This window comes from Paraburkholderia sp. FW306-2-2C-D06C, from assembly GCF_058781505.1.
This window is the reverse complement of the sequence record NZ_JBYSWU010000031.1, coordinates 14,520-36,655: the sequence shown is the minus strand read 5'-3', so window position 1 is coordinate 36,655 and position 22,136 is coordinate 14,520. Positions and strand designations below refer to the sequence as shown.

The window sequence follows — 22,136 nt, the reverse complement described above, 5'->3', positions numbered from 1 at the left end:
ATGCGCGGGCAACTACAGAAGCTTCGTGCGGCGCAAATCGTCGATATCCACTTCGCCCATCTCGAGCCAATCCCGAAGCACCTCACTCGTGTGCTGGCCCAACGTCGGCGGAGATTGACGGTATTGCACAGGCGACTCCGACATGTGGATCGGATTCGCGACCAGCGCCACCTGCTTCGCCAACGGATGCGGCATTTCAATGCGCACGTTGCGGGCTTGAACGTGTGGGTCCGAGAACACGTCTTCGAGATCGTTGATCGGACCACATGGCACGCCTGCTGCTTCCATCACGGCGATCCACTCCTTCGTCGGACGGCACACGGTAGCGCCGCGGATCATCGCGACGAGTTCGTCCCTGTTCTTCACCCGCTGCGGATTGGTCGAGAAGCGCTGGTCACTGCTCCATTCCAGTTTTCCCAGTGCCGTGCACAGACTCGCGAACTGACTGTCGTTGCCGACCGCGACGATCATGTACCCGTCAGCAGTGGGAAAATCCTGGTAAGGGACGATGTTCGGATGCGCATTTCCTATACGCCGAGGTATCACGCCGCCGACGAGGTAATTCGCCGCCTGATTCGCAAGGCAGGCAATCTGCACATCCAGCAGCGCAAGGTCAATGTGCTGTCCTTCGCCGGACCGCTCGCGTCGAGCGAGTGCGGCGAGAATCGCCACGGTCGCATACAGCCCTGTCATGACGTCCGTCAGCGCGACGCCGACCTTCAACGGACCTTCGCCTTCCGCGCCGTCCGCGCGCCCGGTGAGGCTCATGAGGCCGCCCATCCCCTGGATCAGGAAGTCATAACCGGCACGCGCGGCATAGGGTCCAGTCTGGCCAAATCCTGTTATCGAGCAGTAGATCAATCGAGGATTCAGTTCCTTCAGGCTCTCGTAATCCAGACCATACTGGCTGAGCCCACCGACCTTGAAATTCTCGATCAGCACGTCTGCCTTGCCGGCCAGTTGCTTCACAAGACACTGTCCGTCCGGCTGGCTCAGATCGATCGTGATGGACCGCTTGTTGCGATTTGCGCACAGGTAGTAGGCGGACTCACCCGTCGATTCATCGTCGGCATCTTTCAGCCAAGGCGGCCCCCAGGCGCGCGTATCGTCGCCCTTGCCGGGCCGTTCGACCTTGACCACGTCCGCGCCGAGGTCGGCCAGCAATTGGCTCGCCCAGGGACCGGCCAGCACGCGCGAAAGATCGAGTACTCGCAGCCCCTCGAGCGCCCCTTGTTGAAAAGTCTCGTTCATGACCGGTCAGAAAGCTGCGATGCCGGTGATGGCGCGGCCGAGGATCAGCGCGTGAATGTCGTGCGTGCCTTCGTAGGTGTTGACCACTTCGAGATTCACGAGATGACGCGCAATGCCGAACTCGTCGCTAATGCCATTGCCGCCGAGCATGTCACGCGCGACACGCGCGATATCGAGCGCCTTGCCACATGAGTTGCGCTTCATGATGGAGGTGATCTCGACAGCGGCCGTGCCTTCGTCCTTCATGCGGCCGAGGCGCAAACATCCCTGCAAACCCAGCGTGATTTCCGTCTGCATATCCGCGAGCTTCTTTTGGACCAACTGGTTCGCTGCAAGCGGCCTGCCGAATTGCTTGCGATCGAGAACATACTGACGCGCACGATGCCAGCAGTCTTCCGCCGCGCCCAACGCGCCCCAGGCAATACCGTAACGCGCGCTGTTCAGGCAGGTGAACGGCCCCTTCAGACCGCGCACTTCGGGAAACGCGTTCTCTTCCGCGCAGAACACGTCATCCATCACGATCTCGCCCGTGATCGACGCGCGCAAGCCGACCTTGCCGTGAATAGCGGGCGCCGAAAGTCCCTTCCAGCCCTTCTCCAGCACGAAGCCGCGGATCGCGCCTTCATCGTCTTTCGCCCACACGACGAACACATCGGCGATCGGGCTGTTCGTGATCCACATCTTGCTGCCCGTCAGCAGATATCCGCCGTCGACCTTTTTCGCACGAGTCATCATGCTGCCCGGATCGGAACCGTGATTCGGCTCGGTCAAACCGAAGCAGCCGATCCATTCGCCTCTCGCGAGTTTGGGCAGGTATTTCTGCCGCGTCGCTTCATTGCCGAACTCGTTGATGGGCACCATGACGAGCGACGATTGCACGCTCATCATCGAACGGTAGCCCGAATCGACGCGCTCCACTTCGCACGCGACGAGTCCGTAGCAAACGTAGTTGAGGCCGGCGCCGCCGTATGCTTCGGGGATTGTCGCGCCGAGCAAGCCGAGCTCGCCCATCTCGCGAAAGATGGCCGGATCGGTGGACTCCCGACGAAAGGCTTCGAGCACACGCGGTGCAAGACGTTCCTGGCAATACGTATAGGCCGATTCGCGCACGAGGCGCTCCTCCTCCGTCAACTGCTGGTCCAAAAGCAACGGATCATCCCATTGAAACGACGTCGACTTGTGCTGTAAGCTCATTTCAGGCTCGCCAGAAAAACTGTCATGTCGCAAATCTATCGGTACCGTTGCGGCGCCACAAACGATTTGTTCGCACTGACCTGTGCGAAAATCGCACAGGTCAGCGACCACCCGGCGAGTCACGAGCATGCGCAGAAAAATTCCTTCGACAGCAGCGCTGTCCGCGTTCGAAACGGCCGCACGCCATCAGAGCTTCACCAAAGCCGCTGACGAACTCGCGGTCACGCAAAGCGCGATTTGTCGGCAGATTGGTTCTCTTGAAGACTTCGTGGGCGTGAAGCTCTTTCGCCGCGACCGCCGCGGCGTGAGCCTGACCGAGGCCGGGCTGATCTACAGCCGGAAAGTGGCGTCGCGTCTGGATGAAGTGGAACAGGACACGCTCGAACTCATGGCCAAGGGCGGCCATGGCGGCACGCTCGAACTGGCCGTGGTGCCGACGTTCGCGACGAAATGGTTGTTACCCCGATTGCCGCGTTTCATCGCCGAGCGTTCGGACATTACCGTCAATCTCACGGCACGTACACGCCCGTTTCTCTTCGATGACACCGAATTCGATGCGGCAATTCACGCGGGCACCGCGATATGGCCGGGAACGGAAGGACTCTTTCTGATGCGGGAAAGTCTGATCGCCGTGTGCAGTCCACAGCTCATTGCGCCACGCACGCGGCTGACAGCGGCAGATTGGCTACGTTATCCGCTTCTGCAGCAGAGCACGCGTCCGTATGCATGGCGCGACTGGTTTGCATCGCGCGACATGCAGATTGAAGGCGATATGTCGGGCCCTAAGTTCGAGTTATTTTCCATGCTCGCCGAAGCGGCGATCCATGGCATCGGCATCGCTCTGATCCCGCGCCTGCTGATCGAGGACGAACTGACGCGCGGCGTCCTGATCCAGGTGGCGAAGCACGAGTATCTGAGCGCTCGCTCCTATCACCTGATTTATCCGGAGCGCAAAGCCGACAATTCGGCATTGGTGGTGTTTCGGGAATGGATTGCCGACCAGGCAAAGCAATATCGGCAGACCATGGGGCTGGATTGAACGCGTCTTTTGCCTTCGGCGATCCAGTCACAGTGCGTGCAGGACGGATGGCTCGCGCGAGCGGCGAGAACCATCCGTCCGCGACGGTTAATCAAAACTTGACGCGCAGCCCCGCACTCGTGAGGAACTGCCTGTTCGTCGACGAAGGTCCACCACTGCCCCCAATGAACGCACCACTGAAGATCGTCCCCGCCGCTCCGGTCACATGCTGATATTCAGCCATCAGGTAGATGTCGGTGCGTTTGGACAGCGAGTACGAAGTCATCAGATTGAATTGATTCCAGCGTGGCTTCGCATGCAGGGACGCGTTGGAATACGACCCATCCGTGAATGTGTACGACGCCGCCACCACCCATGCCGGCGTAATCAGATAGCGGATATTCGCTTCGTAGTTGTCGAAGCTGAGGTCGGTGGGCGATCTGGTGGCAGCTGGTGCAAGCGTGCTGCCGCGATACACGGCCGTCGTGTCGTCATAATGCGAGTGACTCCACACGAGCCCCAGCGTTGCCGGGCCAATCACATAGGCGGCGCCGACGCCCCACACCTGCTGGCGCCCCGCATGAAACGTGGCATCGCCCGAGGTGGATGAACCGTCGAGTGCGCCCGCCGCTCCGTCTCCCGGATTGTCGATGCGCATGTACGCCGCGCTCACCGTGAATGGACCGTGGTTGTAAGTCGCGCCGGCACTGAACGCGCGATTGTCCGCAAAATCACCCGCCTTGTTCGAGAAGGCGTACAAGCCGCCGAACTTCAAGCCGTTGATGTCGGGGCTCGCGTATTTGACGGCATTGTCGAGCCGGAAGAAGTCTCCGAAGTTGTCGTTGTCCATCGGATGCATGAATTCGAGCCCACCCACGAAGCTCTGCGCGAGACTTCGTGGAGCAAGATAGTCCACCACCGAGTCATACTGACGGCCAAGCGTGAGCGCGCCGTACGAACTGGACACGCCGACCCATGCTTGCCGGCCAAACAGGCGCCCGCCCTGCTGGAGACCGCCGTTGGTTCCCGTAAAGCCGTTTTCGAGTTTGAAGATCGCTTGCAGGCCGCCGCCCAGATCCTCGCTACCGGTCAACCCCCAACGGTTGCCGACGATGTTCCCCGAAGATGCAAAGACGTTGCTGCGACCCGCACCGCTCGCCGTGCGCTGATTGCTGACGTACGACACGCCATTGTCGATCAGTCCATAGAGCGTGACCGAACTCTGTGCATGTGCTGCTACACCTATGCAGCCGCAAATTGCGGGTACAAGAAGCCTCTTCATTCGTTGTCTCCTGCCAGTCGTGATATTTAGGTTGTTCTGCGGATGCTGCGTTTTCAAGGAGCGGCCTCGAGCGCCATACAAGGGCGTCGCCTGACTGGAGATCAGGTCTTTTTCTCGCACGCACGCCGCCTCCTTGCCTCCTTGTCGTACCAGGCGTTCGCTGTCGGACAACTGGAACTGCCACACGGGCCATTCGATCTGCTTGTGATCGTGTGCCACTTCAGCGCGAACGTTAGCATCGATGGACTGAGTCTAGTTACCGTTTTTACACGTGTCAATCTGCTATTTGACCGCATGAATCAAGGGTTTATACCGAATTCCGGCATGCTCAGCGAAGCCACCCAGGCGAATCACCGGCTTGGCACTGTTCAACTGTCGTGCTAACGTTAGTACAATCTGGCACGGTTTGCGGGCGGGCGCGAGACACGCCGGCCACCAACGAGTGACACGACCTGCCCCGGCATCCGAACAACGGCATTCCATTCAACATCAGGTTCAATCCCATGACCGATACAGTTTTCCTCACCGACTACGCGTGGCCCGACGACAGCGTCGAGCGGGAGATCGTCGAATCCGCCGGCATGCGGCTGGTAAGCGGACCGGCCGCTCCATTGCCTGCGTCTGACATTGAAGCGATGGTCCGGGAGCATCTCCCTTCCGCGATTCTCACGTGCTGGGCATCGGTGTCGGCCGAAGCCGTCGCGGCTTCTTCGCGGCTAAAGATCGTTGCGAGGCTTGGCGTAGGGCTCGACAACATCGCCGTGGACGCGGCCACCGCCCGCGGCGTCCTCGTCACGAACGTGCCGGACTATTGCGTCGAAGAAGTCTCCGATCATGCGATCGGGTTCGCGCTTGCGTGGACGCGCGGGCTGGTGATTTTCGATCGCGAAGTGCACGCCGGGCGCTGGACGCCTTCCGATGCCCGCCTTCGCCGGTTAGGCGCGCTCACTTGCGGACTGGTCGGCTTCGGCCGGATTGCCCGCGCCACGGCCCGCAAGCTCGCCGCATTCGGCTGCCGGCTCCTGACGCATGACCCTTTCCTGCGTGAGCCAGTAGCGGGCGTAGAAGCCGTGGACCTCGACGAACTTTTAGCCAACAGCGACATCGTGATCGTGCATACGCCGCTCACCGACGGGACGCACCACCTCATCAACCGCGAGCGAATTGCGGGGATGCGGCGTGGCAGCCTGTTGATCAACGTGAGCCGTGGCGGCATCGTCGATACAGATGCCGTTATCGAAGCGCTGCAAAGCGGGCAACTGTCCGCCGTGGCGCTCGACGTGCTCGAATCCGAGCCGGCCGTTCCGGACGAACTGCTGCGTCAGCGTGGCGCCATGTTGACGCCCCACGTGGCGTTTTCGTCGGACGCATCGCTGCTTGAGCTTCGTCGACGGGCGGCCGAAGAAGTCGTGCGGGTACTGCGCGGCGAGGCGCCACGCAATCCATGCAATCTGTCGGCAGCGTAACCGCTTTCAACCGTTCCACTCCCAAGAACTCGTGATGATGCAACCCAATAGCCCTGACCCGCAGCTTGATGCGTTTCTCGTTGAGCACGATCTCGCGCGCAAGGATGAAGCAGCCACCTGGCACCCCCTCACCGGCGGCGTCTCGTCCGACATATGGCGTGTCGATCTCGCCACGGGCTCACTGTGCGTCAAGCGCGCGCTGTCCACGCTGAAGGTATCGGCGAGCTGGGAAGCCCCCGTGTCGCGCAACGCCGATGAATGGGCCTGGATGCAATTTGCTGCACGGCACTGCCCCGACAACGTGCCGACTCCTCTCGCGCACGACGCGAAGCTCGGCGTGTTCGCCATGTCGTTTCTTGCGCCGTCGGCGCATCCCGTGTGGAAGCAGCAACTGCTGGACGGCGAGGTCGATCCCAACACGGCCCGCGCTGTCGGAAGGCTGATCGGGCATCTGCACGCGGTCAGCGCCGACGATATCGAGTTGTGCGACAGGTTCGACACGCTCGAAAATTTTCAGGCATTAAGGCTCGATCCTTACCTCATCGCCACCTCGAAACGTCATCCAGAACTCGAATCGAGACTGCGCTGTCTGGCGCAGCGTACAGCGAGCATACGGACTGCGCTCGTGCACGGCGACGTGAGCCCGAAGAACATTCTTGTCGGCCCCAGGGGACCGGTATTGCTCGATGCCGAATGCGCGTGGTTCGGCGACCCGGCCTTCGACCTGGCGTTCTGTCTGAACCATTTGCTGCTCAAGTGCCTCGTTCGTCCGGATCGGCGGGACGCGCTTATCGCTTCGTTCAAGGCGCTGACCGAATCCTATTTCGACGAAGCCGACTGGGAACTGCGCGCGGCGCTCGAAGCACGCACGGCTGAGTTGTTGCCTGCGTTGCTCCTCGCGCGCGTCGACGGCAAGTCGCCGGTCGAGTATCTGACCGATGAGGCGCAACGCGATTACGTGCGCGCGGTCGCCGCTCGACTGCTACTGCAGCCGGTCGAGTATTTGTATCAGGTGGCGGACGCATGGCGGGAAGAGATCGAGTGTCGGCAGCCTTGAGATGTAGCAAGAACAAAAACATGGAGACAGTCCGCGATGTGGCCACAGCGAATCACCACCGACGTCGAGTACGTGCTCGATGATTCCGTGACGATGATTTCCAAAGGGGATCTTCAGGGCAAGATCACCTACGTCAACCGGGATTTCGTCAAGGTCAGATCAACCTCAAGCTTCTCGTGTCGCAGATCCAGGAGACCACGGGTCTCGTCAACGACGGCGCGACGACGATCGCCACGGGTAATGCGGATCTGTTTGCCCGCACCGAAGCACAAGCAGCCTCGCTCGAGCAGGTCGTCGCGTCCGTCGAGCGCGTCATCGCGTTCATGAGCGATATTTCGACGGCGAGCCAACAGCAGAGTTTCGGCATTGGTCAGGTCAATGACACAGTGAAGCAAATGGAAACGATGACCACGCAGAACGCGCGGTTCGCCGAGCATGCGGAAAGCGAATCGCGTCTGATGCGCGCGCAGGCGCTCAAGCTTGCGGAGCTTGTTGGGTCGTTTCGCCTTTCAAACTCTGCCTAGCGGGTATGTGTCGATTCGTATTGCGACCGCAGCTGGTCAAACAACCCGCTCGCCTTGCTAACGTTTGCCTTTTTCGTGCAATCGGAAGGTTTTCCATCCACGCCGCATTGATTTATTTGCGGGAAAATCGCCTTAAATACACTATTGACAATGTCCTACGGCCTTTGCCACAATCTATGCTAACGTTAGCAAAAACAGGAGACACCGTGAAGGACGCCAATGCCGCTCCGCTCCAGTCGGATACCCCGGTCACAGGCGAGGTGCCGGTAGCACTGCGCCGCATCGTCACCGGCCACGATGCAGGCGGCGTCTCGACAGTCGCACTCGATTCGCCCCCTCCCCGCTCCGACGCGTACCGGCACATCCCCGGCATGGTGTCTCGCCTTGTCTGGGCAACGGAACCGGCGCAAACCCTTCCTTTTGACGGCACGGACCCGACCCCGGCTGTCACCAGCTTCGTTCCCGCGATTTCCGGCACGCGCTTTCTCATCGTGACCTTTCCTCCGGACAGCGTGTTTTTTGCACCCGGCTTCGACCCGCAGGCCGCGGTCGCTGAAAACTTCGCGATCAGTCCGGGGCTTGCCGAGCTTTTCGAGGAGGACGGCGTGCACGCCACCCCGACCGTCGATTACGGCATCGTTCTCGACGGTGAAATCTGGCTCGAACTCGATGAAGGGCGCGCGGAGCTGCTGCGCAAGCATGAGGTCGTCGTGCAGAACGGAACCCGTCATGCGTGGCGAAACAAGAGCGACCTGCCGGCGACGCTGGCGTTCGTCCTGATCGGAGCGCGTAGGAGCGAATGACTGCGAGGCTCGCTCATTCAAACCCTCCACGCTGCAGCCGCACAAATCACCCACATTAGCGAGGTAGACAATCCTTATGACTGATTCAACGATCGCCCATGTACGCGGCCGACGCGTCTGGGACTCGCGCGGCCGCCCGACAGTGGAAGTCGAGGTCACGTTGCACGGCGGCAAGAGCGGTCGCGCCATTGCGCCCGCGGGCGCTTCGACGGGCAGCGGAGAAGCACTGGACTTGCGCGACGGCGGCGCCGCCTTCGGCGGCCTCGACGTGAGCAACGCGCTATCGAAGGTAAATGGCGAAATTGCGCGGGCGCTCGAAGGAACCGATGCCCTCGATCAGGCCGCTATCGACGGCCGTCTGGTTGCTTTGGATGGAACGCCGAACCGCAGCCGCCTGGGTGGCAACGCGATCGTCGCGACTTCCATGGCCGTGCTGCACGCCGGGGCTGCTGCAAGCGGGCAGCCGCTATGGCGCCATCTCGCCGGAGAACGTGCGGTGCGCCTGCCGCTGCCGGAGATCCAGATCTTCGGCGGCGGAGCACACGCGGCGCGCCGTGTCGACGTACAGGACTTCATGATCATGTGCCCTGCCGCGAACAGCTTCACCGAAGCGCTGGAGTGGACGGCCGAGGTGTACCGCGCCGCCGGTTCGCTCATGAAGGAGGCGGGCAAGCTTCAGGGTGTGGCGGACGAAGGCGGCTACTGGCCGGCCTTCGATTGCAACGAAGACGCCCTCGACACGCTGGTGCGAGCCATCGCCGACACGGGCCTGCAACCCGGCAAGCAGGTCGGCATCTCGCTCGACATCGCCGCGTCCGAGTTCGGCCGCAACGGACGGTACACGCTCGCGCTCGATAGCCGCACGCTCGACACAGCGCAGATGATCGACATGCTGGGGCGCTGGCTGGACACCTATCCGATCCTGTCGATTGAAGATCCGCTTGCCGAAGACGACGTGGAAGGCTTCAGGCTCTTTACGAAATCATACGGGTCGCGTTGCCAGATCATCGGCGACGACTTCCTGGTCACCAATGCGGATCGCGTCAAAACAGCCGCGTCGGAAGGCACGTTGAATGCCGTGCTCATCAAGCCGAATCAGGCGGGCACCGTAACCGAAGCCTACGAGGCTCTGCAGGCAGGCAAGGCGGCCGGATTCGGCACGATCGTGTCTGCACGATCCGGCGAAACCGAAGACGTCACCATCGCGCATTTGTCGGTGGGCTGGGACGCGGGTCAGTTCAAGGTGGGTTCGTTCTCGCGCTCCGAACGCATGGCGAAGTGGAACGAGGTATTGCGAATCGAGGAAGCGCTGGGACGGCAAGCGCAATTCAGCGGATGGTCCGCGTTGCCTTTCATCCACCGTCCGATTTGAATCGTCATACCGTCGCCGAAAGCTCGTCATCAACAATCGAGAGGTAATCATGTTGCCTGCAGTCAATCACCGGCCGCCCTTCAATATCACGCGCGCCAGCCACATCGTATTGAACGTTGCCGACCTGGCGAAAAGCCGGGAGTTCTACGTCGACGTCGTCGGCCTCGTCGTCACGGAAGAAACAGCGGACACGTGCTATCTGCGCGGCCTGTCCGAAGCGTGCCACCACAGTCTGGTTCTGATGCAGGCCAACAAGGGCGCACCGATCTGCAAGCGGATTGGCTTTCGGGTTTTCCTCGAAGAAGACCTGGACCTCGCCTACCGGTTCTTCAAGGAAGAAGGCCTTCCCGTCGAATGGGTCGAAGTCGCGCATCAGGGAAGAACCCTGCATGTGTCCGATCCGTTCGGCACGAAAATCGAGTTGTGCGCGCAGATGGAAACGCGTCCACGCCTCTATCTCGACCGCAACATGTTCAAGGGCGCACACGCGCAGCGGATCGATCACTTCCAGATCTTCTCTCCGAACACCTACGAATCCTGCGTGTTCTATAGCAGGCTCGGCTTCCGCAATTCCGAGTATCTCGCGCACGGCGACCAGCTACTCGGCGCATTCATGTATCGCAAAGGCACGTGCCTCGATCTGGCTATCGTCGAGAACGACGGACCGTGCATGCATCACTTCGCGTATATCGTGCCCGAATCGCACAACATCTTCACGGCGTGCGACCTCGCGGGCATTTACGGCTATGCGCACGAAGTGGAACGCGGTCCCGGCCGCCACGGTCCAGGCGGCATGCTGTTCGTTTATCTGCGCGACCCGGATGGTCATCGCGTCGAACTGTGCGACGGTCATTACCAGACCATCGACATCGAGATCGAACCCGTCCGTTGGGATGCCGCTTCGCTCAGCACCAGCGTGCGCTGGGGTCTGCCGGCGGAGCACCGCTGGTACTTCGAGGCCTCACGGTTCGAAGGAGCCGAACTGATCGAGACAACCAGCAAACCGCGTCCCACGACGCTTGAAACCTACATTCAGAACCGGCTTGCAAAGAGCTCATAAAGGAAGGGATAGTCAATATGGCACGCGTCAAATATCTTCAGCGTTCGGACCTCGCGGGCGTCAACGATGCCATCTTCGATCGGCTCGAACGCGAACGCAAAGTACCCACGGCGAACATCTTCCGCGCGCTCGCACACGCACCGGAAATTCTCGACCGGTTCCTGACCTACGCGAACGCGATCCGGGCGTCGTCGATCAGCCCGAAGCTGCGCGAACTCGCGATCCTGACGGTTGGACACTGCACCGGCTCCCAATATGAAATCGGACATCACCAGTCGCACGGATTGAAGGCGGGCATCAGCCCGGAACAACTGAAGGCCATCCCCGACTTCGAAACGTCGCCCCTCTTCAACGAAGAGGAACGTGCGGTGATGGCAGTCGCCAAAGAGTCGACGCTGAAGGTCGACGTGAGCGACAAAACCTGGAACAGGATTGTCCCGTTCCTGAACGATCAGCAACGGGTCGAACTGGCATTGAACATCGCCTGGTACAACTCCGGCGTGCGCATCATGGGCGCACTGGGGATCGAACTCGAGGAGAGCTACCGCTGATCGACAGTCGGTCCAGATCGAAAAACAGATCTGACTGCAATGGCTTGATCGCTTGGCAAATGCAATGCGTAGTACTTCCGCAGATACATGGCGGGTCATGCGGAAGTTTTCACACAGAAAGAGGAATGTATGGAACGAACGATGGTTGCAGCGCGGCTGCATGCTCTCCACACCCCGATGACGCTCGATACCATCCCGGTGCCGAAACCGAGACCCACCGATGTTCTCGTTCGAGTCAAGGCATGCGGAATCGTGCCGAACATGGCGAATGTCATCAACAACTGGCCGACCTGGTTTCCGCATCAGCCGCTGCCGAAATTCCCCGCCATTTTCGGTCTGGATCCGGCCGGGATGGTCGAAGAAGTCGGTGAAGCGGTCCTCAACGTCAAACCGGGCGATCGCGTCTATGTGAGCCCGTTGCGTTCATGTGGATCGTGCAAGGCGTGCCGTGCTGGCCGGCGCAGCGAATGCCGGTACTACACGCTGAACGGTTACTTCAGTACGAGCCGCGACGGTCAACGCATTTTCGATCTTTACCCGTATGGCGGCTTCAGCGAGTACATGACGGCTCCCGAGTACGCGATCGTCAACCTCCCCGATAACATGAGCTTTGAGCAGGCGGGCCGGTTCGGGTACATGGGCACGTCGTACGGCGCGCTGAAGAACGCCGCCGCGGGTCCAGGCCAGGTTGCGCTCATAGATGGCATCACGGGCACGCTCGGCGTGGCTGCAACGGTGCTCGGTCTAGCAATGGGCCTGTCGCGCATTCTTGGCACGGGGCGCGACGAAGCGCTGCTCAAACGTGTCAAAGCGCTGGCGCCGGACCGCATCGAAGTAATGAAACTTGGCGAAGGCTCGACGGGCGAATGGGCAAAGTCGCTGACGGGCGGTGAAGGCGCGGACTTTGTGATCAGCGCGCTCGGGGCGAAGGCGCCTGCCGCCACCATGCTGGATTCGATGAAGGGCGTTCGACGTGGCGGCAGGGTGGTGAATGTCGGTGGCGTCGCGGAAGACCTGCCGATCGACGTGAAGTGGCTGATGGATGAACAGGTGCAGATCATCGGATCGAACTGGTTCACGACTGCGCAGGGCCAGGAAATGGCCGACATGGTGAGCACCGGAGCCATCAACCTGACATATCTCGAACATCGCCGGTTTCCGCTCGAGCGCGTCAACGAAGCCATCTCCGGCTTGAAGGATCGCGACGGAGGCTTCAGCAACTATGTCGTGCTTCCCTGATTGGCTTTGCTGTGTGACCGGAAGTGCAACTGCGTCGCAGACGCACTTCCGGCTTGCGCAAGCTTCGGTCAGCTTTCTTACCCCGGTAAAAATCCATGAAGATCGTGCGATATTCGGTTGACGGCAATGCGCAATACGGCATCCTCGGCAGCGACGGAAACCTCGAGAGACTAAAGGGATCGCCGCTTGAAGAGCTGCGTCCTGCCGGCTATGTCGACCATATAGAAGCAGTTCGCGTGTTGAGCCCGTTTCACCGTCCTCGTGTTTTCGGTCTCGGATACAACTACCGCGCACACTCGCAGGAAGTTGGGAAAAATACTCCGACGCTTCCAGTGCTGTTCATGAAACCGAGCACCACGGTGATCGGCCCCGACGAAGCCATCGTCTATCCGCCCGATGGAGAGAACATACATTTCGAAGGGGAATTGACGGTGATCATCGGCAAGGAGGCACGCCATGTTTCCGAAAGCGATGCACTCGATTACGTGTTCGGCTACACATGCGGCAACGATGTAAGCGACAGGGTGTTGCAGCGTCGCGAGAGCGAGTACGGTTGCCTCCTCATGGGTAAAGGCTACGATACGTTCGCGCCAATCGGTCCCGTAGTCGAGACGGAAATCGATCCGTCGAACCTTCATTTGATGACTCGCGTGAACGGTGAAGTGCGCCAGAACGGGAATACTGCCGATCTCGTATATGGCGTTCCCGCGCTGATCGCCTACCTCAGCAAGTACATGACGCTGCTTCCGGGCGACCACATCATGACGGGAACTCCGGCGGGCGTCGGCCCGATCAAGCCAGGAGACACGATCGAGGTCGAAATCGAAGGGATCGGCGTGCTTCGTAATCATGTGGTTGCTTCAGACGACGTGGCGCGCTGATTTTCTTTTTGCCCGATTGAGCTCGAAGCGGGTCGAGTGTGCCGCGGGCTATTGTGAGTGCACTTCATGCGCCAGCGAGTGATTGAACGTCTCGTGCACCGTAGCCTAAGGAAACAGGCGGAAGAGAATCGCCGAGCCTATTTGCATCAGAACCCTTGCCTCGACCATAAAGAACCCATCGACCGTTTTGCTGGAAAAAAGGCAGAAAGATCGTCCTAGTCAGCTCCTTTACATGCTGTCAGAGTGGTGTCATGTGCATGTAGCCAAAGGAGCCGTGTGTGTCCCGCCTCGCAGAGAATCAAGCGATTTCAATCCGCCGGTTCACCCCCGACGACGTGGTTGCAGCTCACCTGCTATCGCGGGCAGTCAAGTGGAGACATCGAGTGGATGACTGGCGCTTCGTTGCGCGAGCGGGACACGGCTTCGTCGCGGAAGACGCCACGGGTATCGTCGGCACTGCGTTGTGCTGGAAGTATGGCCGCGGAGCCGGGTCGATTGGCATGGTGATCGTCTCCCCCGAGCGGCAACGGCAAGGCATCGGACGCAAGTTGATTGAAAAGGTCCTCGATGAACTGGGTGGACGCACTGCGCTGCTGCACGCCATCCCACCGGGCGAGCAGTTTTGTCGATCGCTCGGCTTCGCAGAAGTGGGCGCGGTCAGGCAGCATCAGGGCGCGGCGTTTCATCCCCCGCTTATCTCGTTGCCGCCTGGCGAACGCCTGCGACCTCTCGGAGGCAACGACGTTGCGCGCATCATCGACCTCGCATCCCGCGCAAGCGGGCTCGATTGCAAGCCGGTTATGCCCGCGCTTTTGCGCGAGTCCGCTGGAATCGCGCTCGATCGCGAGGGCGAGCTGATCGGGTTCGCGCACCACTCCAGCAGATAACCCCCGATCATTTGCTGTTCAGACCTTAAGCTGTGACCGGCGGTCAGAAAGCGCAATTAGACGGCGGCGGGTACGTGCAATGTCGACCAGATGAGCTGCCCGCTTCAGCCTCGACGAAATCGCGGACCTGCCGAAACTGGAAGATGACGCGCTGCGATGAGGCGAGCAGTTTCGCTGAACACAAGCTCAGGGACATACAGGACAAGCTCACCGATCTCGGGTGCATGGACGCCGTGCTGACCCAGCTTGTGCGCGCGTGTCATTCGCGCACGGACAACGTGTCATGTCCGCTGATTGCGTCGCTTCAGCGAGGCGAAGAACTACGCGACATCGATGCCCGGTAAGGGCTATCCGGTCTTAGCGTCCGACAAAGTCCGCTCTTGATGGATCCCCGAAACGCGCACGTACAGTTCCGATTCACTTGGTCCGTCACCGACCGGGCTGCATTTTCATCGCATAGCGACGGACATAAAAATATCTCGCGGACATTGGAATAATCCCGCTGCGATGACGTTTTAGTACCGTAGTGAGCAGACGGGCGGAGTGGTTAGTCCTCGAACCGCACTCGGGCCTTGACTTCATTGCCTCTTGCGACGACTACGACTCGTACGGCGACGTGAGCAACGCACGGATGTCAGCTAATGACGCATGTTGATGTCCGCGAAGACAGCATGTCGCTTTTTATTGCTGCGTCAAGACCTGAGCAATGAAGCGCGTGGCGCCGGCGCCGTGCATAGGGCGATCAGCCATGCGCGGACGCTCGGGTGATTTGCGGAGGACAACGTGATGATCTCTGCTCCACGCACCGCAATCTTCCTTGGTATGGTCGCGCTCGGCCTCGTTTGGAGCCCTGGTTACGCCAATTCGACGATAAAAATCACTCTCCTCGACAACGCGATCCAGCTTGATGCTAGTCGCGTCAAGGCGGGCACAATCACTTTCGAGGTAAGCAACGCATCGGGCACCAACCTGACACATGAACTGGTCGTGCTAAAAACGGACCTGGCCGCCGGCAGACTGCCAGTTAAAAAGGGACAAGTGTCAGAGAGCCGGTTCAAAAAAATGGGAGAGGCGGAGGATATGGCCCCCGGCAAGAACAGGCGTTTGACGCTCAAGTTGGCACCCGGTCGCTACGTACTGATCTGCAACAAGTCCGGCCATTACTCGATGGGCATGCATGCATCGTTGGTCGTCACATCCTGACTGGCCGGGGTCAACCGTTCTTTAATCGACCACGTTTTGCTTAGCCGCAATGGCGTCTATCCGTGCGCGCCGATCGTGTCCTCGGGCCAGATTGAAAGCGTGCCGAGGCCGATGAAGTGCGCCACTAACTCGTTGACCTGATCGCGATAGATATCGAGGGGCGGACTGACCTGCGCAATGCGTCGAAGGCACGGTCAGCTTCATCCGCGAGGTCTGGGCGACGCGCGAGGCGACAATCGACTGACGGCCGCGACCACGTCGCCAGAGACACGGGGGTGTACGGTCTTCATGGCGGTGGTTGCCGACTTGCCGGTGGCGTCGTGCAAGCTGGTCGCCGCGCGTGCCGGGGCGCGCGCACTCAACGCGCCGCTGCCGAACAAACCGTGACGTGATGGGTGGAATAACCGGGACAGCACATTCGTTTAAGACTATCAACAGCGAATGCGCAGCGTGCGTCGCACGCTGGGGAGGTCTCAGCCATGAAGATGTATTTTCCGGGCGCGCGTGCCGTCGCGCGCTGTGCGGCGGCCGTCGCGGTCGTCGCGCTAGGCAGCCTGGCCGCCTGTGGCGGCCATTCGGACGGCATCGTAGGCAGCCATTACAAGGCGACCGTGCTGGTTTCCGATGGCGCGGTGGCCGCGCCGCACACCGATCCCCACCTGAAGAACCCGTGGGGCATCGTATTCAATCCGACCGCTTTTGTCTGGGTCGCGGACAACGGCGCGCAAGTCGCCACGCTGTACGACGGCAACGGCGTCGCGCAGTCGCTGGTTGTCAGCATTCCGGCCGGCAGCAACGGGCCGGCGAATCCGACCGGCATCGTATTCAGCGGCACGCAGGACTTCATGATCACCGCAGGCGGCAAGACGGGTGCCGCCGCCTTCATTTTTGCGGGCGAGGGCGGCACAATCACCGCCTGGTCGCCCGCAGTCAGCCTGACCGCCGCCTTGACGGAGTTCGATGACGGCAACGGCGGTGCGGTTTACAAGGGGCTGGCGCTGGCAAACAACGGCACGGCCAGTTTCCTGTACGCGGCGGACTTCCACAACAACAAAGTCGACATGTTCGACAGGACGTTCAAGCGCGTCACACCGGCGGGCGCATTCACGGATCCGGCGTTGCCGGCCGGGTTCGCGCCCTTCGGGATCCAGGCGTTCGGCTCGAAGATCTTCGTCACCTACGCGAAACAGGACGCGAACGCGCACGACGACGTGAAAGGCGCGGGCCTGGGCCTGGTCAACGTATTCAATCTGAGCGGCCAGATGCTGCAGCGCTTTGCGACGGGCGGGCCGCTGAACGCACCGTGGGGCATCGCTCAGGCGCCACCGAACTTCGGCCCATTCAGCAACGACGTGCTGATCGGCAATTTCGGCGACGGCACGATCAACGCGTACGAGCGGAACAGTGGCAATCTCCACGGGCAACTGAGACAGAAGAACGGCTCGCCGATCGTGCAGGATGGAATCTGGGGACTCGCGTTCGGCAACGGGATCAACGCGCAGCCGGTGAATACGCTGTTCTTTGCCGCCGGCCCGAATGACGAGGCTGACGGCGTGTTCGGCCGGATCGACCTGCAGTAACAGGAGAACTGGGCCAGCGCCTTTGAAAAACCGGAGCGAATGTGGCGACTGTCAGAAGAAAACCTCTTTCAGCGGCCGATATGACCCGTTGCCGGGTCGCATATTCCGTCGAGCTGGCGCGGGGTAGCTCCTACATCTGCAGTACGCAGTCGGCCGCCTCGCACAGGACAGCGGTTGACAAAACCATCGAGGAGTTTGTGACGCTGCAGGGCACGCAGGATTTGCCCGCGTTCATTGAACTCCTCGCCTGCCGCCTCGAAGAAAGGGGGAAGCCGAAATCAGCGTCCGCGGTTCGCCAGTGGGCGCACATCGCGCGCAGATGGCAGTTAGGGGAAGGTCTATAGCGATCGTTTTCGTACGTGAGTATGCAGCGATGGTGCAGGCGACTGTTGATCAGCGGAGCTCAGGAGCCCTTCGCACGAACACGATCTCCGTGCGTGACGTGCCCCACGTTGTGATCACCACGAGTACAAATCCACCGCAGCTACGGCTGCATGAACGACGATCAGCCACTCTGGGCTTGGCGAGCAAAAAATCACTTGTAACTTACGCTACATAGATGTAGCTTAAGTTACATGAATACTTTAACTACCTGGTCATTGCTCGTCCTGACGTTTCCCACCGAGAACGCCACCGCGCGCATGCGGGCGTGGCGGGCGTTGAAAGCGAAGGGATGCGCCGTGCTGCGTGACGGCATCTACCTGTTGCCGCATACCGCGGAGCGTGAGGACATGCTGCGCGAACTTGCCGGCAGCATCGACGAAGCCGGCGGCACTGCGCATCTGTTGCGGGCGCAAAGCATGGACGCATCGCAGGAAGCGGACTTTCGCGCACTGTTCGATCGGAACGACGACTACGCAACATTTCTCGCGTCCCTCGGCGCCGCGCGGAAAACGTTGGGAGGCCTCCCGCCGGCTGAAGTCACCCGGTTGTTGCGCCGCCTGGGCAAGGACTATGACGCGATCCGTATGATCGACTACTTTCCTGGCGCGGCGTTGACCAACGCGGAGGTTGCCTGGGAAGATTTTCTGGCCCTCGCGGATACCGTACTGTCGCCTGGCGAGCCGCACGCGGACGAGCGGGTCATTCGGCCCCTACGGCGCGACGACTATCAGGCCCGGACGTGGGCGACCCGGCAACGGCTATGGGTTGATCGCGTCGCGAGCGCCTGGCTGATCCGCCGCTTCATCGATCCGCAGGCACGCTTCCTCTGGCTGGCTTCGCCGGATGCCTGCCCGCCCGACGTGCTCGGATTCGATTTCGACGGTGCCGCCTTTACGCATGTGGGCGATCGCGTGACGTTCGAGGTATTGCTCGCCAGCTTCGGCCTCGATGAGGATGCGGGCCTCCTTCGGCTTGGCGAACTGGTCCACGTACTCGATGTCGGCGGCGCACCGGTGCCCGAGGCGATCGGCTTCGAAGCGGTGATGGCCGGCGCACGTCAACGCGCGTCGGACGACGATCAATTGCTCGATGAAATGGGTCGCGTGCTTGATTCGCTGCACGCGCACTTTGTGGCGAGCACAAAAACCAACGCCGGGGGCCGCCCGTGACCACCACCACTACGGCCGCGCCGGGCTATACGCTTGGCCAGTTGATTCTTTACATGCTGCGCCTCGGCACCTTCGGGTTTGGCGGCCCGGTGGCGCTGGTCGGCTACATGCACCGCGACCTGGTCGAGCGCCGGGGCTGGATCGGCGAAGCGGACTACAAGGAGGGGCTGGCGCTGGCTCAAATGATGCCGGGGCCGCTCGCCGCACAGCTCGGCATTTACCTCGGCTACGTCCACTACCGCGTCGTCGGTGCGACGCTGGCCGGTCTCGCCTTCGTCCTGCCTTCGTTCCTGATGGTCGTCGCGCTGGGCTGGGCCTACGCCCGGTTCGGCGGCCTCTCCTGGATGCAGGCGGTGTTCTATGGCGTGGGCGCCGCGGTGGTCGGAATCATCGCGATGAGCGCGTACAAGCTGACCACGAAGACCATCGGCACGAACAGGCTCCTGTGGGCGATCTACCTGACGCTCGCGGTCGTGACCGTTGTCACCGAATCCGAAATCGCGTGGCTGTTTATCGCGGGCGGCCTGCTCAACTGGTTCTGGCGGGCGCCGCCGAAATGGCTGCACAAGGGCGGACTGAATGCGCTCGCAGTGACGCAGGCGCCGGGCATGAGCGGCGTCCTGAGCGGGCTTGATCTGTCATTGCTCGGCCAGATCGCCCTTTTTTTCACCAAGGCGGGCGCGTTCGTGTTCGGTTCGGGACTCGCGATCGTGCCGTTCCTCTACGGTGGCGTCGTGACTGAACATCACTGGCTCAACGACAAGCAGTTCGTCGATGCAGTCGCCGTCGCGATGATCACGCCGGGGCCGGTCGTCATCACGGTCGGGTTCATCGGTTATCTGGTCGCGGGATTCGGCGGCGCCTGCGTTGCCGCACTCGGGACCTTCCTGCCCTGCTACCTGTTCACGGTGCTGCCCGCGCCGTACTTCAAGAAGTACGGCAAGCTGCCCGCCGTCAAGGCGTTCGTCGACGGCATCACGGCGGCCGCCGTGGGCGCCATCACCGGCTCGGTGATCGTCATCGCGCGGCGCTCCATCGTTGACTGGCTGACCGTTGTGCTCGCGCTCGCGACGGTCCTGCTGCTGTGGCGCTTCAGGAAGCTGCAGGAGCCGGTGATTGTCGCAGGTGCAGCACTCATCGGGTTGGTGGCCTATTCACTGATCCACCATTGATCTTGTTCAAGGAGGAGATGCTCATGACCTGCCAGATGAAGCCATTGGCCTGCGATCCCGCCAGGCTCACAGGCTTGTCAGAGAAGCTGATCGTCAGTCACTACGAGAACAACTACGGCGGCGCCGTCAAACGCCTGAACGCGATCACCGCAGTGTCGGCGAGATCGAAAAGCAGACCGCTAAAGGCGCAACGCGCTACGCCGTCACGCTCGGTTCTGGCAACCAGAAGCAGGAGCTGCTCATCGACGAAGGCGGCAAGATGATTGCCGCCGACACGGGTGAAGAAGACGACGATTGAACGCCGTTGATGCCGACTCACACATCACGCGGCCACACGGAGAAATATCATGAAATGGATCACCCGCGAACGTCCCAAGGTCGATCGGATCGCCTGTCCCTGGCTGATCGTCAATTTCATCGACAGGGACGCCGAGTTCCTTTACGTGTCTCGCGATGACGTGCGTCGGGTGGCGCACGAGACCGGTGCAATCCCGTTTGACGTGCCGGACGTCGAACTGGGGCACCACGGCGAGCTGTGCAGTTTCGATGCATTCCTGCATAAGTACCAGCTGAGCGATCCCGCGTTGCTGAAACTCGCGCGGATTGTGCGCGGGGCGGACACCAGCCGCCTCGACCTCGCTCCTGAATCGAGCGGCCTCTACGCAATTTCTGTCGGGCTGTCGCGCCATTTTGCCGACGATCACGAACAGCTGCGGTGCGGCATGGTCGTCTACGACGCACTGTATGCGTGGTGTCAGGGCGATGCGCGCACCTAGGGACGCAGCGGCTTCAATCCCACGTCGCGGCGCGGTGTCGCGCCTGGTGCTGCCCGCCGGTGCGGACGCGAGCGCGTTGCCGTTGCTCATCGGCCGCGGGTTGCGCGGTTTCTGCGACGGATTCATCGCCGTGCTGTTGCCGGCGTACCTGCTCGCGCTCGGTTTCAGCCAGCTGGACGTGGGTTTGGTCAGCAGCGCCACGCTGATCGGCTCGGCCCTCGCGACCATCCTGGTCGGTATCGTCGCCCATCGTTATCCCCCGCGCCGCATGCTCGCATTGGCGGCAAGCCTGATGGCCGCAACCGGGTTCGGTTTCGCCGGCCTGTCTTCTCTTTGGCCGCTGCTGATCGTTGCGTTCGTCGGGACGCTCAATCCGAGTTCAGGGGACGTCAGCCTGTTCCTCCCGCTCGAACAGGCGCGCCTCGCCGAATCGGCCGGCACCGGTACCCGCACTGCTCTATTCGCGCGCTACAGTCTGGTCGGCGCGCTGTCTGCAGCGGTGGGTGCGCTAGTGGCAGCTTTCCCGGACTGGCTCATCGCGCATGGGGGGCTGTCACGGCTCGCGGCACTGCGTGCGATGTTCATCGTCTACACGCTCGTCGGTGCCGCGCTCTTGTTGCTCTATCGCAGGTTGCCCGAGCGCTCGTCGTCCGCCGGATCACGCGGCGTGCCGCTGGGCCCGTCGCGCGGGATCGTCACTCGCCTCGCGCTGCTCTTCAGCGTGGACGCATTTGCTGGCGGCCTGCTCGTGAACTCGTTGCTGGCACTGTGGCTGATGCAGCGCTTCGGCCTTTCGCTCGGTGCAGCGGGTCAGTTTTTCTTCTGGGCGGGCCTGTTGAGCGCAGGCTCACAACTCGCCGCAGTGCCGCTGGCTCGCAAGATCGGCTTGCTGAACACGATGGTGTTCACCCATATCCCGGCCAGCCTTTGCCTGATCGCTGCTGCGCTCGCCCCTTCGTTGGCGCTGACGCTGGCATTGTTGCTCGCACGCAGTGCGCTGTCGCAAATGGATGTGCCCACCCGGACCGCCTACGTGATGGCGGTCGTGACGCCGCCCGAGCGTCCGGCCGCGGCAAGTTTCACGGCGGTACCGCGAAGCCTGGCGGCGGCGCTCGCGCCCACGCTCGCCGGCGCGCTGCTGGCTGTCGGCTGGATTGGCGTGCCGCTTGTCGCCTGTGGGCTGCTCAAGATTGGCTATGACCTCGCGCTGCTGGGGGCATTCCGACGGGTGAAACCCACTGATTGAAATTCGCATCCCGGCGACGGG

General features: G+C 61.3%; 22 protein-coding genes and 2 pseudogenes. 20 read left to right on the top strand and 4 right to left on the bottom strand.

Annotated elements, in window-relative coordinates; translation table 11 throughout:
* Positions 1–12 precede the first annotated feature (12 nt).
* A complete protein-coding gene (locus AC3WLT_RS22565) occupies positions 13–1,251 on the bottom strand; it encodes a CaiB/BaiF CoA transferase family protein (protein WP_492593904.1) in 1,239 nt (412 codons plus the stop codon).
* Between the two features lie 6 nt (positions 1,252–1,257).
* Positions 1,258–2,445, bottom strand: coding sequence for an acyl-CoA dehydrogenase (locus AC3WLT_RS22560; protein WP_492593903.1), 1,188 nt, complete (start codon positions 2,443–2,445; stop codon positions 1,258–1,260).
* A 127-nt stretch (positions 2,446–2,572) separates the two neighbouring features.
* Between AC3WLT_RS22560 and AC3WLT_RS22555 the strand changes: the two genes are divergently transcribed.
* Positions 2,573–3,484, top strand: a complete 912-nt coding sequence (locus AC3WLT_RS22555) for a LysR family transcriptional regulator (RefSeq protein WP_492593902.1) — start codon at positions 2,573–2,575, stop codon at positions 3,482–3,484.
* A 91-nt stretch (positions 3,485–3,575) separates the two neighbouring features.
* Here AC3WLT_RS22555 and AC3WLT_RS22550 read toward each other — a convergent pair whose 3' ends face one another.
* Entirely contained in the window at positions 3,576–4,745 is a 1,170-nt protein-coding gene (locus AC3WLT_RS22550) for a porin (protein WP_492593901.1), read from the bottom strand.
* A 503-nt stretch (positions 4,746–5,248) separates the two neighbouring features.
* Between AC3WLT_RS22550 and AC3WLT_RS22545 the strand changes: the two genes are divergently transcribed.
* The 17 genes and pseudogenes from AC3WLT_RS22545 to AC3WLT_RS22465 all read left to right on the top strand — a co-directional run.
* Positions 5,249–6,211, top strand: coding sequence for a C-terminal binding protein (locus tag AC3WLT_RS22545; protein ID WP_492593900.1), 963 nt, complete (start codon positions 5,249–5,251; stop codon positions 6,209–6,211).
* A gap of 34 nt (positions 6,212–6,245) precedes the next feature.
* Positions 6,246–7,268: a phosphotransferase family protein gene (locus AC3WLT_RS22540; RefSeq protein WP_492593899.1), complete on the top strand. Its 1,023-nt coding sequence runs from the start codon at positions 6,246–6,248 to the stop codon at positions 7,266–7,268.
* A 176-nt stretch (positions 7,269–7,444) separates the two neighbouring features.
* Positions 7,445–7,792: a hypothetical protein gene (locus AC3WLT_RS22535; RefSeq protein WP_492593898.1), complete on the top strand. Its 348-nt coding sequence runs from the start codon at positions 7,445–7,447 to the stop codon at positions 7,790–7,792.
* A gap of 206 nt (positions 7,793–7,998) precedes the next feature.
* On the top strand, positions 7,999–8,595 hold the full coding sequence (locus AC3WLT_RS22530; protein ID WP_492593897.1) for a cupin domain-containing protein: 597 nt from the start codon (positions 7,999–8,001) through the stop codon (positions 8,593–8,595).
* Positions 8,596–8,671: 76 nt separating this feature from the next.
* Positions 8,672–9,967, top strand: a complete 1,296-nt coding sequence (gene eno / locus AC3WLT_RS22525) for a phosphopyruvate hydratase (protein ID WP_492593896.1) — start codon at positions 8,672–8,674, stop codon at positions 9,965–9,967.
* 49 nt (positions 9,968–10,016) lie between these two features.
* Entirely contained in the window at positions 10,017–11,027 is a 1,011-nt protein-coding gene (locus AC3WLT_RS22520) for a VOC family protein (RefSeq protein ID WP_492593895.1), read from the top strand.
* A gap of 17 nt (positions 11,028–11,044) precedes the next feature.
* Complete coding sequence (locus AC3WLT_RS22515) at positions 11,045–11,578, top strand: carboxymuconolactone decarboxylase family protein (protein ID WP_492593894.1); 534 nt, start codon at positions 11,045–11,047, stop codon at positions 11,576–11,578.
* 129 nt (positions 11,579–11,707) lie between these two features.
* Positions 11,708–12,817 (top strand): alcohol dehydrogenase catalytic domain-containing protein, encoded by a 1,110-nt coding sequence (locus AC3WLT_RS22510; RefSeq protein WP_492593893.1) that lies wholly within the window; start codon positions 11,708–11,710, stop codon positions 12,815–12,817.
* A 95-nt stretch (positions 12,818–12,912) separates the two neighbouring features.
* Positions 12,913–13,698 carry a fumarylacetoacetate hydrolase family protein gene (locus AC3WLT_RS22505; RefSeq protein WP_492593892.1) on the top strand — a complete coding sequence of 262 codons (786 nt, stop codon included), beginning with the start codon at positions 12,913–12,915 and terminating at the stop codon, positions 13,696–13,698.
* A gap of 278 nt (positions 13,699–13,976) precedes the next feature.
* Positions 13,977–14,567 (top strand): annotated as a pseudogene (locus AC3WLT_RS22500) (GNAT family N-acetyltransferase); the annotation flags it as partial.
* Positions 14,568–14,728: 161 nt separating this feature from the next.
* Positions 14,729–14,929: a hypothetical protein gene (locus AC3WLT_RS22495; RefSeq protein WP_492593891.1), complete on the top strand. Its 201-nt coding sequence runs from the start codon at positions 14,729–14,731 to the stop codon at positions 14,927–14,929.
* Positions 14,930–15,371: 442 nt separating this feature from the next.
* Positions 15,372–15,788: a cupredoxin domain-containing protein gene (locus AC3WLT_RS22490; RefSeq protein WP_492593890.1), complete on the top strand. Its 417-nt coding sequence runs from the start codon at positions 15,372–15,374 to the stop codon at positions 15,786–15,788.
* 177 nt (positions 15,789–15,965) lie between these two features.
* Entirely contained in the window at positions 15,966–16,175 is a 210-nt protein-coding gene (locus tag AC3WLT_RS22485) for a hypothetical protein (RefSeq protein ID WP_492593889.1), read from the top strand.
* Between the two features lie 92 nt (positions 16,176–16,267).
* Positions 16,268–17,368, top strand: coding sequence for a TIGR03118 family protein (locus tag AC3WLT_RS22480; RefSeq protein WP_492593888.1), 1,101 nt, complete (start codon positions 16,268–16,270; stop codon positions 17,366–17,368).
* 575 nt (positions 17,369–17,943) lie between these two features.
* Entirely contained in the window at positions 17,944–18,921 is a 978-nt protein-coding gene (locus AC3WLT_RS22475) for a chromate resistance protein ChrB domain-containing protein (RefSeq protein ID WP_492593887.1), read from the top strand.
* Positions 18,918–20,093 carry a chromate transporter gene (locus AC3WLT_RS22470; RefSeq protein ID WP_492593886.1) on the top strand — a complete coding sequence of 392 codons (1,176 nt, stop codon included), beginning with the start codon at positions 18,918–18,920 and terminating at the stop codon, positions 20,091–20,093. The genes AC3WLT_RS22475 and AC3WLT_RS22470 overlap by 4 nt, the downstream gene beginning before the upstream one ends.
* A gap of 23 nt (positions 20,094–20,116) precedes the next feature.
* Positions 20,117–20,245, top strand: a pseudogene (locus AC3WLT_RS22465) (superoxide dismutase); the annotation flags it as partial.
* On the opposite strand, the gene AC3WLT_RS22460 reads toward AC3WLT_RS22465, so the two are convergent.
* Positions 20,206–20,412 (bottom strand): hypothetical protein, encoded by a 207-nt coding sequence (locus AC3WLT_RS22460; RefSeq protein WP_492593945.1) that lies wholly within the window; start codon positions 20,410–20,412, stop codon positions 20,206–20,208. The pseudogene AC3WLT_RS22465 and the gene AC3WLT_RS22460 sit on opposite strands and share 40 nt — an antisense overlap.
* Positions 20,413–20,440: 28 nt before the next feature.
* On the opposite strand from AC3WLT_RS22460, the gene AC3WLT_RS22455 reads away from it, so the two are divergent.
* Positions 20,441–20,869: a chromate resistance protein ChrB domain-containing protein gene (locus tag AC3WLT_RS22455; RefSeq protein WP_492593885.1), complete on the top strand. Its 429-nt coding sequence runs from the start codon at positions 20,441–20,443 to the stop codon at positions 20,867–20,869.
* Complete coding sequence (locus AC3WLT_RS22450) at positions 20,856–22,115, top strand: MFS transporter (protein ID WP_492593884.1); 1,260 nt, start codon at positions 20,856–20,858, stop codon at positions 22,113–22,115. Before AC3WLT_RS22455 ends, AC3WLT_RS22450 begins: the two co-directional genes overlap by 14 nt.
* The last annotated feature ends 21 nt before the right edge of the window (positions 22,116–22,136 follow it).

Coding starts and splice junctions, on each gene's coding strand:
- eno (WP_492593896.1), top strand. CDS start 8,672: ATGACTGATTCAACGATCGCCCATGTACGCGGCCGACGCGTCTGGGAC.
- AC3WLT_RS22475 (WP_492593887.1), top strand. CDS start 17,944: ATGAATACTTTAACTACCTGGTCATTGCTCGTCCTGACGTTTCCCACC.
- AC3WLT_RS22480 (WP_492593888.1), top strand. CDS start 16,268: ATGAAGATGTATTTTCCGGGCGCGCGTGCCGTCGCGCGCTGTGCGGCG.
- AC3WLT_RS22540 (WP_492593899.1), top strand. CDS start 6,246: ATGATGCAACCCAATAGCCCTGACCCGCAGCTTGATGCGTTTCTCGTT.
- AC3WLT_RS22495 (WP_492593891.1), top strand. CDS start 14,729: ATGACGCGCTGCGATGAGGCGAGCAGTTTCGCTGAACACAAGCTCAGG.
- AC3WLT_RS22510 (WP_492593893.1), top strand. CDS start 11,708: ATGGAACGAACGATGGTTGCAGCGCGGCTGCATGCTCTCCACACCCCG.
- AC3WLT_RS22490 (WP_492593890.1), top strand. CDS start 15,372: ATGATCTCTGCTCCACGCACCGCAATCTTCCTTGGTATGGTCGCGCTC.
- AC3WLT_RS22450 (WP_492593884.1), top strand. CDS start 20,856: ATGCGCGCACCTAGGGACGCAGCGGCTTCAATCCCACGTCGCGGCGCG.
- AC3WLT_RS22515 (WP_492593894.1), top strand. CDS start 11,045: ATGGCACGCGTCAAATATCTTCAGCGTTCGGACCTCGCGGGCGTCAAC.
- AC3WLT_RS22550 (WP_492593901.1), bottom strand. CDS start 4,745: ATGAAGAGGCTTCTTGTACCCGCAATTTGCGGCTGCATAGGTGTAGCA.
- AC3WLT_RS22520 (WP_492593895.1), top strand. CDS start 10,017: ATGTTGCCTGCAGTCAATCACCGGCCGCCCTTCAATATCACGCGCGCC.
- AC3WLT_RS22560 (WP_492593903.1), bottom strand. CDS start 2,445: ATGAGCTTACAGCACAAGTCGACGTCGTTTCAATGGGATGATCCGTTG.
- AC3WLT_RS22455 (WP_492593885.1), top strand. CDS start 20,441: ATGAAATGGATCACCCGCGAACGTCCCAAGGTCGATCGGATCGCCTGT.
- AC3WLT_RS22565 (WP_492593904.1), bottom strand. CDS start 1,251: ATGAACGAGACTTTTCAACAAGGGGCGCTCGAGGGGCTGCGAGTACTC.
- AC3WLT_RS22505 (WP_492593892.1), top strand. CDS start 12,913: ATGAAGATCGTGCGATATTCGGTTGACGGCAATGCGCAATACGGCATC.
- AC3WLT_RS22545 (WP_492593900.1), top strand. CDS start 5,249: ATGACCGATACAGTTTTCCTCACCGACTACGCGTGGCCCGACGACAGC.
- AC3WLT_RS22555 (WP_492593902.1), top strand. CDS start 2,573: ATGCGCAGAAAAATTCCTTCGACAGCAGCGCTGTCCGCGTTCGAAACG.
- AC3WLT_RS22485 (WP_492593889.1), top strand. CDS start 15,966: ATGCGTCGAAGGCACGGTCAGCTTCATCCGCGAGGTCTGGGCGACGCG.